Origin of the sequence: Hafnia paralvei ATCC 29927, from assembly GCF_001655005.1 — a bacterium.
GTDB lineage: Bacteria > Pseudomonadota > Gammaproteobacteria > Enterobacterales > Enterobacteriaceae > Hafnia > Hafnia paralvei.
Window position 1 is genome coordinate 59,704 of sequence record NZ_LXET01000004.1, and the last position, 15,463, is coordinate 75,166.

The following is a 15,463-nucleotide window of genomic DNA, read 5'->3' on the forward strand; positions in this document are numbered from 1 at the left end:
AACGATGTTTGGAATTGATAGACCCAAAACAATCGAAGAACGGTGGTTCAGACATTGGCTCAACATTGATGATAATGCGATGAATAAAAAAATATTTTGGCTAACAGCAGTGGCATTAGGTATTAGCACATTAGTGCATGCTGAGCCCGTGTCTCCTGTTATAGGAACGGAAAACACGGATGCTAACGTGGCAACGAGTGAAACGGCTGCAACGCAACCTCAGGTTGTCGCGGTTCCGACTCGTGACGTGAATTTAACCTTTGCCAAGATTGCGCCAGCGCCTGGTAGCATGCACTTGCGCGGTGTCGATCCTACCGGCCAGTTTGAGTTTGGCGTACGCAGCGATGAAGTTGTTTCGAATGCGATGCTCAATCTTGAATTTACACCGTCACCGGCGCTGTTACCCGTCGAGTCACAGGTTAAGGTTTTTCTTAACGATCAACTGATGGGTGTTTTACCGATATCTAAAGAGCAACTAGGTAAGAAAAACAGTGCTCAGGTACCGATCGATCCACGCTATATAACTGACTTTAACCGAGTACGCCTTGAGTTTGTGGGTAATCATCGGGAGATCTGTGGAAACCCAGCCAGTAACGCTGTGTGGCTGGATGTGAGTAACGCGAGTTCGGTTGATTTAACCTATCAGGGGCTGCCGCTTAAAAACGATCTTTCTTATTTCCCTGAGCCATTCTTCGACGCGCGCGACTACAGCGCTCTGACGTTGCCAATCGTGTTTGCAGGTCAACCTGATCTGGCGGAACAACGAGCCGCGGGCGTATTAGCCTCTTGGTTTGGTTCGAAGGCACAGTGGCGCGGACAAAATTTCCCTGTTTTGTTTAATCAGTTGCCAGAAAAACACGCCGTCGTGTTTGCTACCAATGATAAACGCCCAGATTTCCTGCGCGACTATCCTGCGGTGGATGGCCCTGTCGTGGAGATGATCAGCCACCCAGATAATCCTTATGTGAAACTGCTGCTCGTGTTGGGTCGTGATGATAAAGACCTGATGACGGCGGTACGCGGTATTGCACAGGGGAATATCCTGTTCCGAGGCGCTAGCGTTGAGGTTGAAGGGGTGAAAACCCTCGCACCACGCATACCATACGATGCGCCAAACTGGGTGCGTACCGATCGCCCAATGACCTTCTCTGAACTGCAAACTTATGCAGAGCAATTGCAATCCAGTGGCCTTGAGCCGTCACCGATTAGCGTCACTCTTAATCTACCACCAGACCTATTCCTGATCCGCAGTACCGGCATTGATATGCGGATGAAGTATCGCTATACGTCGCCGCTGACCGCCGACGGGTCTCGCATGGGTATTTATCTGAATAACCAGTTTATTGAGGCCTATAACTTGGTGCCTGAGAAGGAGAAAGGCGCTCTGCTAATGCGCTTGCCTCTGTTCCAAGGTCTTATTGATAAAAATACCGATGTCTCTATTCCGGCACTGAAGCTGGGGGCGAGTAATCAGTTACGTTTTGATTTCGATTATGCGAATCCGATTTCCGGTGGTTCACTCAATAACTGTGTAACGTCACAGCCGATACCTAATACCGTTGCGATTGACGGTAATTCGACCATCGACTTCTCTGGCTATCGTCACTTTATGGCGATGCCGGATCTGCGTTCGTTTGTTAACGCTGGATTCCCATTTAGCCGTCTGGCTGATTTGTCCGAGACTGAAGTGGTTGTGGGTAAACAACCCACGCCGTCACAGGTAACGGCCATGCTGAATGCTCTGGGGAGCATTGGTGCCCAGACGGGTTTCCCTGCGCTGAATGTATCGTTAACCGACGATTGGGCGCAGGTCAAAGATAAAGATAGCGATGTGTTGCTAATTGGAACGATCCCTGAGGCGTTGAAAAACGACGATAAAATCGATCTTCTGGTGGATGCGACCCAAAGCTGGATCAAGATGCCGATGCGTAAACCAAATCTGGATACCATCATGCCAGAGGCGTCTTCGATGAAACCTGATTCGCGCACTACGATTCGCTCCGATGGCGCAATGGCTGCGGTGATTGGATTCCAATCGCCATACCATGATCAGCGCAGCGTAGTTGCGCTGCTCGCAGATAGCCCACGTGGCTACGGCTTACTCAATGAGGCCATGATTGATAGCGGCAAGAAAGCGGCAATGTCAGGCTCGGTGGTGGTTATCCGCGAATCAGGTGTAAATAGTATGCGCGTGGGTGATATCTACTACGTAGGCCATCTGCCATGGTGGGAACGTTTGTGGCATATGTTTGCTACCCATCCGATTCTGGTTGCCGTGATGTCTGCGGTGAGCGTTGTGCTGATAGCGATTGTGCTGTGGCGTTTGCTACGCATTTTACGCCGTCGCCGCTTGTCCCCGGATGAGCGAGACTAATCATGTTTGGGTGGATAAAAGCCCGAATTCTATCAGCCTCTCCTCTGGCGGGGAGAGGCGCTGAATCAGGCGGGTGGCAGATCGGTGCCATTGGTGGACTGTTACTGCTATCCAGTCTTGCAACTCATGCCGTTGCAGCCTGCGATTGGCCGGAATGGCAGCAGTTCAAACAGAATTACATCAGCGAGCAAGGGCGAGTGATTGACCCCAGCAGCCCGAAGAAAATCACGACCTCGGAAGGACAAAGCTATGGACTCTTCTTTGCGTTAGTGGCCAACGATAGGGCTGCGTTCGACAATATCCTGCAGTGGACACAGAACAATCTGGCGCAGGGCGATCTCAGTGCAAGACTTCCTGCTTGGCTATGGGGAAGGAAAGATAAGAATCAAGAAGGCAAAGAAGAGTGGGGCGTTTTGGATACCAACTCAGCGTCTGATTCTGATTTATGGATTGCCTATTCGCTGATGGAAGCGGGGCGGCTATGGAAGGTGCGTAGCTATCAATCGCTCGGTGTCTTATTGCTTCAGCGCATCGCACGTGAAGAAGTGGTTCATTTGCCGGGATTCGGCGTCATGTTACTGCCCGGTCGTGTTGGCTTCGCGCATCCTCCGGTGTGGACCATAAACCCGAGCTATTTGCCCCCACAGTTGATGGCGCGTATGGCTCATTTTCATGGCCCATGGGCGGCGCTGCATAATAATAACCAACGTCTGCTGCTGGCAAGCTCACCGAAGGGTTTTGTTCCCGATTGGATTGATTGGCGTAAAGGTAAGGGCTGGGAAGCAACGCCGGATAAGCCAAATGTTAGCGGGTATGACGCGATTCGTGTTTATCTCTGGGCAGGCATGATGGCCGATGAAGATCCCAACAAAGCCGTATTAATTAAACAGTGGCAACCCATGGCCACCATAACCGCTGAGCTAGGTTATCCGCCAGAAAGAGTTAATGTGGCGACCGGTAAAGCGACCGGATATGGCAATTCGGGATTCTCGGCGGCGTTATTGCCGTTTCTCGCTGGCTCACAGGCACAAGCCGTTCAGCGACAGCGGGTAAAAGATAATCCACTCAGTGACGACGCCTATTACAGCTATGTACTAACGCTATTTGGCCAAGGATGGGACCAACAACGTTATCGTTTTAATTTAAAAGGTGAGCTATTACCTCATTGGGACAGCAGCACATGCGTAAGTATCGCAACTTCTCATTAAGCGGGTTGAGTCTCTCGATCGGCCTATCTCTCGCGTCTATGACCGGTGTTTCTGTGGCCGCAGATACCGTCGTTTCTCCACAACAATGGTTGCTGGAGCAAATCCGTGTGGGTGAGGCCAGCCATCGCGATGATTTGGTGAAGCAGTCGCTGTATCGCTTGGAGTTGATTGACCCGAACAATCCTGATGTTATCGCTGCGCGTATGCGCCTAGCGTTGCGTCAGGGAGATCAGCAGCTTGCGCAACAGCAGTTGGATAAATTAAAGACGCTGGCACCGAATTCTGAGGCTTACAAACAAGCCAAGATGAATATGGCACTAACCACACCGGAAGGCCGTCAGCAGCTACAGCAGGCACGTTTATTAGCTACCGCGGGGCATGTTCCGGAGGCTATTAAGGCTTATCAGAAATTGTTCGATGGTACGCCTCCCTCGGTGGATTTAGCGGTGGAGTATCTGCGGGTGGTGGCGCGCCAGCCAGGGCAAGAAGCCAACGTGATTAATCAGCTCGAAACGTTGCGCAAAAGTAATCCCGGTAACGGTGAATTGCAACGAACGTTGGCCAGCATGCTGTTAGGCACCAATCAAACGCAGAAAGCGTATGCGGTGCTGGAGAAAATGGCCGCTAACGACAGTACGCGCGGCGATGCTGCGGATTTGTGGATGGGAAGCATTAATCAGCAGCCTGTGAGCGCACAAAGCGTAGCCGCGTTGCAGCGTTATCTGACGGTGTTTGGGCAAGATCCATCTGCTGCCGATGCACGTAAAAAACTGGCTGACCAACAGAAATTGCTAACGGATCCCGCGTATGTTGCTCGTTCCCGTGGTTTGGCGATGGTGGATTCTGGCAAAGGGGGCGTTGCCATCCCTGACTTGCAGAAAGCGCTGGTGGCGAAACCTAATGATGCGGATGTATTAGGCGCTTTAGGTCAAGCCTATGCACGACAGGATAATCGACCGAAGGCATTGGAGTATTTCCAACGCGCGCTAAAAGCGGATTCTACGGGTTATGACCGTGATAAATGGCTCAGCTTAATCAAGAGTAACCAGTATTGGCTGGCGATTCAGTCCGGCGATAAAGCGTTAAAGGCCAACCAGCTCGATAGTGCTCAGCAAAAATATCAGCAGGCCCGCGGTATCGATAATACGGATAGCTACGCGCCATTAGGGTTGGGCGATGTTGCCGTTGCTCGCAAAGATGACGCCAGCGCGGAACGCTATTATCAGCAAGCACTTCGTCTGGATTCAACCAACAGCAGCGCGGTTCGTGGGTTAGTGGGTATTTACCAACGACAGTCGCCAGAGAAGGCGCTCGCTTATCTGGATAGCCTATCGCGTGGGCAGCGAAATGCGATGCAGGGCGCGATAAATAGTATCCAAAGCGATGTGTTGCAGCAGCAGGCACAGGCGCTGGAACAACAGCAACAGTGGGCGGGGGCGGCCAGCAAGCTACAGCAGGCTTTGAAACTGTCGCCCAACGATGTGTGGTTAACCTATCGCTTGGCTAAAGATCTGCATGCGGCTGGCCGCACAGATGATGCTGACCGCGCTTTTAGCACCCTGGCGCAGCAGCTACCGGGCGATCCGCAGCAGGTTTATGCTCATGCGCTGTATCTTTCCAGTACCGATCGCGATCGTGCCGCGTTAGCTTTGGTGGACTCTTTGCCGAAAAGCAAATGGGATGCGGATATACACGAGCTTTCAGATCGTTTGCACTTTGGCGAGACGTTACAGAAAGCCCAAGATCTACGCGATGCGGGGCATGAAGACGAAGCGATTACTTACCTACGTCAGCAGCCGGCGAATACACAGGTGGATCTCACCCTTGCGGATTGGGCCATGGAGCGTGAAGATTACACCGTCGCCTTGGCGGGCTATCGAGATGTGCTTTTGCGTGAGCCCAACAATGCATCTGCTCATCTGGGAGAGATTGAAGCCTTTATTGCGCAAGGAGAGTTAGAACAAGCTCGCTCTCAGTTGCAGGCATTACAGCAGGAGAAACCGGCTGACGCACCGAGTATGAATACCGAACGCCGCGTGGCTGACGCGTGGGCATCGGTGGGAGATATGTCCAAGGCACAGGAAATTTTTGATCGCATTACACCGCAGGCGGCTAAATCGTCAGGTCAGGCCGGTGCGTTAGTGATGCGTGATGCGGCGCGGTTTGAGCAAAAACAGGGTCATCCCGATAAAGCTCTCGATTATTATCGCGATGCCATGGTGACTTCGGGTATTGCGCCAAGCAAACCACAGGACAACGATACCTTCACGCGTCTAACGCGTAATGATGAGAAAGATGATTGGCTCAAACGCGGCGTGCGCTCTGATGCCGCCGATCTTTATCGTCAACAGGATGTGAACGTTACGCTGGATCACGATTACGCTCGCTCAAGTGGCACAGGGGGTTATTCAGACCTCACCGCTAATACCACCATGTTGCAGATGGACGCACCGTTATATGACGGGCGCATGTTCCTCCGCACGGACATCGTGGATATGCAGGCCGGTTCGTTTAAAGGTGGCACCTATAAAGAGAAATTTGGCACCTGCTATGTGAACGGTTGTAAACCAGGCAATAGCCAAAACTCTACAGGCGCGAGCTTGGCTGCGGGCTGGAAAAAAGCCAATTGGGAAGGGGACTTCGGCACGACCCCGATGGGGTTTGATGTGGTCGATTGGGCCGGTGGACTCAGTTATAGCAGCGATTGGAATCATATTGGTTGGACGGTGAACGCGCATCGTCGCCCGATTTCTAGCTCATTATTGGCATTTGGCGGGCAGAAGGACGATCAGACAGGAACCACATGGGGAGGCGTGCGTCGTACTGGGGTCGGGATCAGTGGTAGCTATGATCGCGGCGAAGCAAACGGGGTTTGGGCCGATCTGAGTGCGGATCAGTTGACGGGGAAAAACGTCGAGGACAACAGCAGTATTCGCTGGATGGCGGGTTATTACTACAAGCTGATCAACGAAAATAACCGCCGTTTCACCGTCGGGCTCAGCAACATGATTTGGCATTATGACAAAGATTTGAGCGGCTATACGCTGGGGCAAGGTGGTTACTATAGTCCACAGCAATATGTTTCCTTTGGTGTGCCGGTGAATTACCGTCAGCGTACGGAGAATTGGTCGTGGGAGCTTGGTGGTTCAGTATCTTGGTCACATTCAAAAACGAGCACGACCGATCGTTATCCGATTAAGAACCTGCTCCCTGAGCCGGATAAAAAGAATAACAAGTATACGGATAAATATGATACGGATAGCGGCAGTAGCAGTAGCGGGGTAGGTTATACGCTGCGGGCGATTATCGAACGCCGAGTGACCTCTAACTGGTTTATTGGCGCCGGTGTAGATATTCAGCAGGCGAAAGATTACACCCCAAGCCATGGTCTAATCTATATCCGATACTCGGCCGCCGGTTGGCAGGGAGATATGGATCTGCCACCAACGCCGCTTACGCCTTATGCTGATTTCAAATAATTAACTCAGCAGAAGGCTCTCAATGAGCCATTTGCGCATAAAAAGACCCGCTGTATTCTAATATGGCGGGTCTTTTTATTTTTTGGCTGTTCAGAAATTGGCTGAATTTGCGGTTAAAAATGGTGTAAAACACATCGGTTTAACACGATTACGCTTAAATCAGTGTAATTGTTTGTTAAAGAGTTCGGCTTTAGGGTTAAAAACCGATGTGATCAAGTATACTCTGGCGGGGAAATGGGCAGTTTTATTACTAGCCAACCAAACATGTCGCAATTTTTTAATGTTATCGGAGAGACAGTTTGCGAGTCAGTCGTTCCTTAACGATCAAACAAATGGCAATGGTGTCTATTGTGGCACTTATTACGATTTGTATTTTTGTCGTGATTCAGTTGTTCCACTTTGTGGACCAACGCAAGGAGGACTACGTCCAGCAACTGGAGAATTTGGCGCATTCGGTTCGTGAGCCTCTATCGGAGGCGATGCTGAATATGGACGCAGTGAGAGCACAGAAAATTCTCGATAGCCTCGTCCCTATCGGTATTCTCAGCCGTGCCGACGTCATGCTACCTAATGAGCTTCAAGCGCTTAAAGGGCGTTTTCCTCAGGCACGGGCAGTTCCTGAAACCGTCATGCAGATCTTTGATCTGCCCGTTCAGGTTTCTATGCCGCTCTACGGAACTGAACGAAATATTGCCGCACGCCAGCCATCGTCTTATCTGGTGCTACAGGCCGATTCATTCCGTATTTACCAATTTATTCTCTCGACGCTGTCAACCATGGTGTCGACGTATCTTCTGCTGGCCCTGATTTTAACGGTCGCGATTAGTTGGTGTATGAACCGACTGCTGGTGTATCCACTGAGGGCGCTGGCGCAAGAGTTGCGCAGCATGCCGTTGGATGCGCCTAATTTTCATCAGCTAACGCCACCTCCGCTACACGGTGATGATGAGCTGGGATTGCTGGTGCGCAACTATAACCGCAACCAGCAGGCCTTGGAAAAAGCGCATCAGGCGATGAGCCGCATGTCGACGCGCAATCCAGTGACGAATTTGCCGAACATGACGCTGTTCGTTCCTTTATTAGAGCAACATTTACTGGTTTGTCGGAAAGAAAACTCAGGCATTGTTGTGATTAATATTTGTACTCTGCAAGAGGCCATGGGCGTTCTTGATGCCGCTCAGCGTGACATGCTGTTGAATTCGCTAATTTGTCGGCTGAAAGCCTGTGTCAGTGACTCTGATATGTTGGCTCAGATTAATCAGGATCGCTTTGTGGTCTTGGTGCGCAACGTTGAGATGCCACATTCGCTGACGTTATTTGCTAAAAACGTGATGGATATTATCACCCAGCCGCTCGACTTAGGCGCAATTGCGATCAGGCCAACCGCCTGTATTGGAATTTCGCTTTATCAGCCAGATCCTAAGCAGCCGATTGATGCCAAGAGGGACGCAGAACAGCTGCTGAGCCAGGCAAGTTCGGCAATGAATGTCGCGGCGCGTGAAGGAAAAAATCAAATTTTATTCTTTGAACCGACGCTGGCTCAAAAGGCCAAAGATCGGCTAACCAAAGAGACGGAGATTATGTCTGCCCTGACCCAAGGGGACTTTTCTCTCTACCTTCAACCGCAGATCGACCTTCGCACAGGACGTTTAGCTGGGGCAGAAGCACTAATCCGCTGGAACCGCCAAGACGGCGAACTGATGCTGCCTTCTGAGTTTATTCCTCTTGCCGAAGAGGTCGGTGGTATAGAAGCCTTAGGCGAGTGGGTGATCACCGAGTCGATGGAAATCTTATCGACATGGCAGAAACAGAATATCGGTGTGCCTATTTCTCTGAATGTTTCTGGTGTTCAAATTGCCAATCTTGGCTACGTTGAGCTACTCGAGAGAATGCTGCTTGAGTATCAACTTGATCCGCATATGCTTCATCTTGAAGTGACGGAAACCGCTTATATCAGCAACATAACTCAGGCTGCCGAAATGCTAGCACGGCTGCGAAAAATCGGTATTAAGATTGCGTTGGACGATTTTGGTATGGGCTACGCGGGCTTAAACTATTTGCAGCATTTGCCTGTGGATATTATCAAAATTGATAAAAACTTCGTCGATCAGATCCCTCATGATGATGCTCTTGTGCGAATTGTCGCGTCCATTGCGGAGGTTCTCGCTTTAGACGTCGTGGCGGAAGGCGTGGAATCACATACTCAATGTGAGTGGCTGCTTAAGCACGGGATCTACTATGCGCAGGGCTATTGGTTCTCACCGGCGTTGCCACAAGATGAGTTTGAACGAAAATATTTCCTAATCTGATTATTCTCTTTTCGAAACAAATGATTATGGCCAGACTTCTGGCCATTCTCCCAATAAATCCCCTCTTTTTGTATTGATAACCCTTTTTTCATTGCGGGTTTGATGCGTTTCAGCTCATAAAAATGATAAAATTTGGTTACTAATTACAACATTGCATTTCCATATTGTTACGCCGGTGTTATTTTGCGTCCAACGCAGTACAGAGTCATATAAAGGAAGGTTGTACTAGGTGTAACCCTCCTTTGGTGCGTTGTATCTGATGCGTGCGTACCCGATAAGGAAGTGAATAATATGAAAAAAAATATCTTTAAAAGCCTTTATTTCCAGGTGTTATTAGCTATTTCACTGGGGATATTACTGGGCCATTTCTACCCTGACCTCGGCGCACAGATGAAACCTCTGGGCGACGGATTTGTTAAACTCATCAAAATGATTATTGCGCCAGTTATCTTCTGTACGGTGGTAACTGGCATTGCAGGTATGGAGAGCATGAAGGCGGTTGGCCGTACTGGCGCAATTGCTCTGCTCTATTTTGAAGTTGTCAGCACCATCGCGTTAATTATCGGTCTGGTCATTGTGAACATCGTTCAGCCAGGTGCTGGGATGAACGTCGATCCTGCCGCGTTAGATGCTAAGGCCGTGGCGGTGTATGCCGATCAGGCTGCGCAGCAGGGGCTGGTGGCGTTCATTATGGATATTATCCCCGGCAGCGTTATTGGCGCTTTTGCTAGCGGTAATATTCTTCAGGTCCTGTTATTCGCCGTGATGTTTGGTTTTGCACTGCATCATTTAGGTGAAAAGGGTCAGATGATGTTCAACTTCATCGATAGCTTCTCCAAAGTTATCTTTGGCATCATCAATATGATTATGAAGTTGGCTCCGATAGGTGCATTTGGTGCCATGGCCTTCACCATTGGTAAATACGGCGTTGGGACACTGGTACAACTGGGGCAGTTGATTGTCTGCTTCTATATTACCTGTGTGCTGTTCGTGGTGTTTGTGCTCGGCTCCATTGCGAAAGCGACCGGATTCAGCATCTTCCGCTTTATTGCCTATATCAAAGAAGAACTGCTGATTGTACTGGGTACATCGTCATCTGAGTCTGCGCTGCCGCGTATGCTGGATAAGATGGAGAAAGTCGGGTGTAAAAAATCGGTAGTCGGTTTAGTCATACCGACCGGATATTCGTTTAATCTGGATGGTACGTCGATTTATCTCACGATGGCGGCGGTGTTTATTGCGCAGGCTACTAACTCCCATATGGATATCTGGCATCAAATCACACTTCTAGTGGTGTTACTGCTCTCTTCCAAAGGGGCTGCCGGTGTAACCGGAAGCGGATTCATCGTTCTGGCGGCGACAATTTCTGCGGTAGGTCATCTGCCAGTGGCGGGTTTGGCACTGATTTTAGGTATTGACCGCTTTATGTCCGAAGCTCGTGCGCTGACCAACCTGATTGGAAATGGCGTGGCAACTATCGTCGTAGCTAAACGCGTTCGTCAACTGGATGAAAACCAAATGAGAGCGGTTTTAGGTAAAAAAGACCGCAGCGCAACGCAAACTCAGACGCTATAACCCTCCTACTTCTCGGTTTTTGTTACCGAACATGACGGATTGCCCCCATTCGCTTGATGCGAGCGGGGGCATCTTTATAATGTGCCCATTCATTTCTACAACCGCTGACTCTTCATGCGTGAGTTACAGATACGTTGGCAATAGATGTTTGCCATCTTCCTGAGACTCTCGTTATCTTGGTTTGGCGTTGTTTAGAATTTTTTTTTCTCTCTGTCAGGAGACATAAGCCTACTCTCGTGGTCTAAAAATCGATGTTTGACTCATCACACTGAGTTAGCCGTTGTTATGGGCCAGATAGGTCATCTTCCTCAGGGGAATTCGTACATTATTGTCAGTATTTAGTAGGGGTTCACATGCAAGGCACCAAAATTCGGCTTATGGTTGGTGGATTGTTGCTGGCAGCGGCCAGCAGCACTGTGCATTCTGAAGCACTACAGCCCGATCCTGCGTGGCAGGAAGGAAAACTAGATAATGGTTTTTCATGGCAGTTGCTCGCCACGCCACAGCGCCCATCCGATCGGATTGAATTGCGTATGATTGTGAGCACTGGCTCACTTGTAGAATCAAGCCAGCAGGTGGGGTTTGCCCATTTGCTGCCACGCTTAGCATTAACACACAGCGATAATTTCACCGCCAGCCAATTACAATCGTTCTGGCAGCAAAGTATTGACCCTCAGCGCCCATTGCCTCCGGCGGTGAGCTCTTATGATTACACCGCTTACAATCTTAGCTTGCCTAATAACCGTCCTGAACTGCTGAAGGATGCTTTGCAATGGTTAGCCAATACGGCAGGTAAGCTACAGATCGATAATAATACGGTGATTAGCGCGCTGCAGTCGCCGGAGAATCTCGTGGCGACATTGCCTTCTGATGTTAATGATCCTTGGTGGCGGTTGCGTCTCAAGGGGTCAACGCTGTTAGGACATGAGCCTGGTCAAGGACCGAACCGACCGGTTGATACTCAACTGCTGAAATCGTTTTATCAGCAGTGGTATACGCCCGATGCTATGACCCTGTATGTGGTGGGGAATGTAGACTCCCGCTCGTTGAGCGAGCAGATCAATAAGGCTTTTGCTGAGTTAAAAGGTAAGCGTGAAACGCCTGCGACTCTGCCAACGCTCGCACCGTTGCCAAACACCCCCATTAATCTGATCGCTGATAATGCACAGCAAGACACGTTGTCGATCACATGGGATGTTCCTTGGCAACCGATCCGCGATTCTCAGGTTCTACAGCGCTACTGGAAAAGCGATTTCGCGCGTGAGGCTCTGTTTAGCCATCTGCAGCAGGTTTTAGCTAACAGCGATCTGAAAGGTTCGGTAAACCTGATGTTTGATTGCCAAGTGCAATATCAGCGTTCGCAATGTGCTATCCATCTGGCAACCACTCAGGCGAATTTGAATAAGGCTCTGAGCTTTATTGCGACCGAAATGTCCGCGGTACATGACGACGGTATTACTCAGCAAGAATTCGATACCATCGTTGCGCAGAAGAAAGATCAGCTCACGAAGCTTTTTGCCACCTATGCGCGCACCGATACTGATATTCTGATGAGTCAGCGTTTACGCTCTCAGCAAAGCGGCGTCGTGGATATTTCTCCTGAGACCTACCAGAAGCTGCGTCAGGATTTCTTGGCGACGCTCACGCTGGACGATCTAAACCAAGAACTGCATAACCAACTTTCCCGTGAGCCAACGTTAATCTTGCGCCAACCGCGCGGAGAGCCGGAAGAAAACGTGAAAGCGTTGCGTGATGTGTATAGCAGCATCATGGGATTGAATATGGAAGATGCGGCTGCGGCGGCTGATGCGATTCCAGAAGATACCTCTTCTGCACCAGCGTCACAGACGGATCCGGCTGCGAAAGAAGAACCGACTTCAGCCCAGTAGTCTCTATATTCACGCTAGTCTCTGAAAAGGGACTAGCGTGAAACTTGTTAGTGGCGGGTATTTTAGCGAGGCATCGCGTCTTGCGGGATAATGGCTCCACGGTACTGAATGACGGTGCTGGCGGTTTGATGTCCACGCTGTGCAGCGGCGGCAGGTTCACCACCGAGCAGACGCACAGAGAGATAGCCGGCGCTGAATGAGTCACCCGCGGCGGTGGTATCGATAACCTTATCTTTTGGCAGTTTGACGGCGGGCACATCGACGGTTTGGCCTGCGGCTGAAACGATGCAGGAATCTGCTCCGCGCTTAATCACCACCTCGCTCACGCCAAGCGCATGAGTACGTGCGATCACTTCATCAACGGGCTTTGCGCCCCACAGCAAATCTTCGTCATCCAACGTTAAAAAGGCGATATCAGTACAGGATAGCATCGCTGTATAGGCTGATTGCGTCTGTTCAACGCTTTGCCATAAACGTGGACGGTAGTTGTTATCGAAAATCACTTTTCCACCGTTGGCACGGCAGCGTTTTAATAGTGTTAGTAAGCGCTCACGACTGTTGTCGTTCAGAATAGCCAAGCTAATACCGCTCAGATATAGGTAGTCGAATTGTGCTAGCTGGTCACAGATCGCTTCGGCGCTATCGCTATCCAGCCAATAGCGGGCAGCGGCATCGTTGCGCCAATAATAGAAAGTACGTTCGCCACTGGCGTCGGTTTCAATAAAATACAGGCCTGGCAGTTTGTTCTCTAGGCGCTGAGTGAGCTCGGTTTTGACTCCCTCATGTTGCCACGCATTCAACATTTCATCGCTGAATGTATCGGTACCCAGCGCAGTGACATAATGTACCGCAAGTTTGGATTCTGGCACCTGACGGGAAAGGTAAACGGAGGTATTCAGTGTGTCGCCACCAAATCCGCGGGAAAGATCCGCGCCTTTTTGCGACAGTTCAATCATACATTCACCGATAACGGCAATTTTTGCACTTGAGTGTGAAGCAGTGGTCATGAAGAAAAGCCTGTTTTATTGAGGATAATAAAGACGCAATAGCCTTAGTTTCCCCGTTGGAAAACCTATCGTCAATATAAATAAAACAGTGTTCTATTTTTATATGATATGGATCTAAAAATAGTGAGAGAGCTTCTGAATACCTCCCCCGAATGCAGGTAGGCAACGCTGGATTCGGGGGGGTAGATAAACTATTTTTTCTTGCGCAGTTCCGTCACGCTTTTACCGCCGATCCCCCAATTGTCGGTTTCAACCTCTTCGATGATCACGACGGTCGTCGCCGGATTTTTCCCCATAGTGTCCACCAGTAACTGAGTGACGCCCGCGATCAGGGCTTCTTTTTGCTCGGCGGTGGCGCCTTCACGAGTGATTTTGATATTAACGAAAGGCATATTGATACTCCATCTGTCGAAAGGTGAGTCGATTAATTCCCATACAATGAACACGCTGCATATCGGTTCTATCCCCAAAATAATTGGCGTTGCATCAAGTCGGCAAGCGAGTGACAAATTCGTCGGGAACGAATTTGTCTAGCCAACCCAGGTGCAATTTCCAGTAAGACGGGTGTATAGCGATAGAACCCTAGTTAGGGTAGCTCATTTGCTAAACTCCGTGATACCCGCCATTATTTAATCGGCAGTGACTAAGCTAACAGGAAACTCGGTTAAAGATTTGAGGCCTCCTGCCGATAATTGCCTTTGTTAATTGTCCGTTTGGACGAAGAGTGATTCTCACAAGGTGTATGCGGATGGTGGACACATGAAAATTGGCAAGATGATGGCCACGGGGTGGATGGTGCCCCCGTTGCCCCCACTGGAGCTCAATCAAGAAAAGAGCTACTGGAGTCAGTGCCAGAGAATGTATACTTTCCAACCCATTTATTGCACCAGCGGCGTACTTCTGGCAATAGAATTACTTACTGCCGTGCATCATCCTGAAAACCCCGATTGCCGTTTATCCCCAGAAGACTATTTTGAACATATTTCTGAGAGCTTGCGTCAGGACGTGGTGCTGGAGCAACTTAGATTAATCTACCAATGGCACGGTTTTATTCAGCAGTGCGATCTGCTTGTTTCCGTTAACGTCGATGGCCAAACGTTGCAATCTTTACAGTTGCAGCCTGAAGCGCGTGAACTGTTGGATCACATGCCATATTTGCGGTTTGAAATGGTAGAGCACGCTTATGCCGCGCTGACGATGCCTATTCAATCGTTAGAAGACGTACACCGTTTATGGCTAGATGATTTTGGTAGCGGGTTGGCTAATTTCTCCTCGTTGATGGAGTGCCGCTATGAGTTTGTAAAGCTCGATCGCGCCCTATTTTCGTTTTTACGTGAAAGTCATGAGGGGATCCGATTATTTTATGCATTAGTAGCGCTGATGAGTCGCTATGCCAAAGGTGTGATTGTTGAGGGCGTCGAAACTTCTCAAGAATGGACACTGGTTAAACGCTCAGAGGCTTGCGCAGCACAGGGTTATTACCTTTCCCGTCCCAATCCATTTGATTTTTTGCATCAACTTCCTATGCGCTTTAGCGAATAGCTCATCTTCCGCTTTAGCCTGTAAACAGGCGTATTTCTAAAAATTAACCTATTGTTATGTGTGGGAAACGACACTTTTAG

At 49.7% G+C, this 15,463-nt stretch carries 9 protein-coding genes; 7 read left to right on the forward strand and 2 right to left on the reverse strand.

Annotated features, from left to right (window positions below):
• Positions 1 to 79 precede the first annotated feature (79 nt).
• The 6 genes from bcsB (at position 80) to M988_RS00740 (ending at position 12,834) form a co-directional block, all read left to right on the forward strand.
• Positions 80 to 2,374 carry a cellulose biosynthesis cyclic di-GMP-binding regulatory protein BcsB gene (gene bcsB, locus M988_RS00715; RefSeq protein ID WP_064572502.1) on the forward strand — a complete coding sequence of 765 codons (2,295 nt, stop codon included), beginning with the start codon at positions 80 to 82 and terminating at the stop codon, positions 2,372 to 2,374.
• Between the two features lie 2 nt (positions 2,375 to 2,376).
• On the forward strand, positions 2,377 to 3,582 hold the full coding sequence (gene bcsZ, locus M988_RS00720; protein WP_064572483.1) for a cellulose synthase complex periplasmic endoglucanase BcsZ: 1,206 nt from the start codon (positions 2,377 to 2,379) through the stop codon (positions 3,580 to 3,582).
• A complete protein-coding gene (gene bcsC, locus M988_RS00725) occupies positions 3,555 to 7,061 on the forward strand; it encodes a cellulose synthase complex outer membrane protein BcsC (RefSeq protein WP_064572484.1) in 3,507 nt (1,168 codons plus the stop codon). The genes bcsZ and bcsC overlap by 28 nt, the downstream gene beginning before the upstream one ends.
• Positions 7,062 to 7,360: 299 nt before the next feature.
• A complete protein-coding gene (hmsP, locus tag M988_RS00730) occupies positions 7,361 to 9,370 on the forward strand; it encodes a biofilm formation regulator HmsP (RefSeq protein WP_074388420.1) in 2,010 nt (669 codons plus the stop codon).
• Between the two features lie 291 nt (positions 9,371 to 9,661).
• Positions 9,662 to 10,945 (forward strand): dicarboxylate/amino acid:cation symporter, encoded by a 1,284-nt coding sequence (locus M988_RS00735; RefSeq protein ID WP_004091112.1) that lies wholly within the window; start codon positions 9,662 to 9,664, stop codon positions 10,943 to 10,945.
• A 353-nt stretch (positions 10,946 to 11,298) separates the two neighbouring features.
• The gene (locus M988_RS00740) at positions 11,299 to 12,834 is read left to right on the forward strand and encodes a M16 family metallopeptidase (protein WP_008815574.1); all 1,536 of its coding nucleotides are present in this window, start codon (positions 11,299 to 11,301) and stop codon (positions 12,832 to 12,834) included.
• A 62-nt stretch (positions 12,835 to 12,896) separates the two neighbouring features.
• Here the strand turns inward: M988_RS00740 and kdgK are convergent, their stop codons facing one another.
• Together kdgK and M988_RS00750 are read right to left on the reverse strand one after the other, a co-directional pair.
• On the reverse strand, positions 12,897 to 13,841 hold the full coding sequence (kdgK, locus tag M988_RS00745; RefSeq protein ID WP_064572485.1) for a 2-dehydro-3-deoxygluconokinase: 945 nt from the start codon (positions 13,839 to 13,841) through the stop codon (positions 12,897 to 12,899).
• A 191-nt stretch (positions 13,842 to 14,032) separates the two neighbouring features.
• The gene (locus M988_RS00750; RefSeq protein WP_008815572.1) at positions 14,033 to 14,233 is read right to left on the reverse strand and encodes a 2-hydroxymuconate tautomerase family protein; all 201 of its coding nucleotides are present in this window, start codon (positions 14,231 to 14,233) and stop codon (positions 14,033 to 14,035) included.
• Between the two features lie 367 nt (positions 14,234 to 14,600).
• Between M988_RS00750 and pdeH the strand changes: the two genes are divergently transcribed.
• A complete protein-coding gene (gene pdeH, locus M988_RS00755) occupies positions 14,601 to 15,383 on the forward strand; it encodes a cyclic-guanylate-specific phosphodiesterase (RefSeq protein WP_039189190.1) in 783 nt (260 codons plus the stop codon).
• Positions 15,384 to 15,463 lie beyond the last annotated feature (80 nt).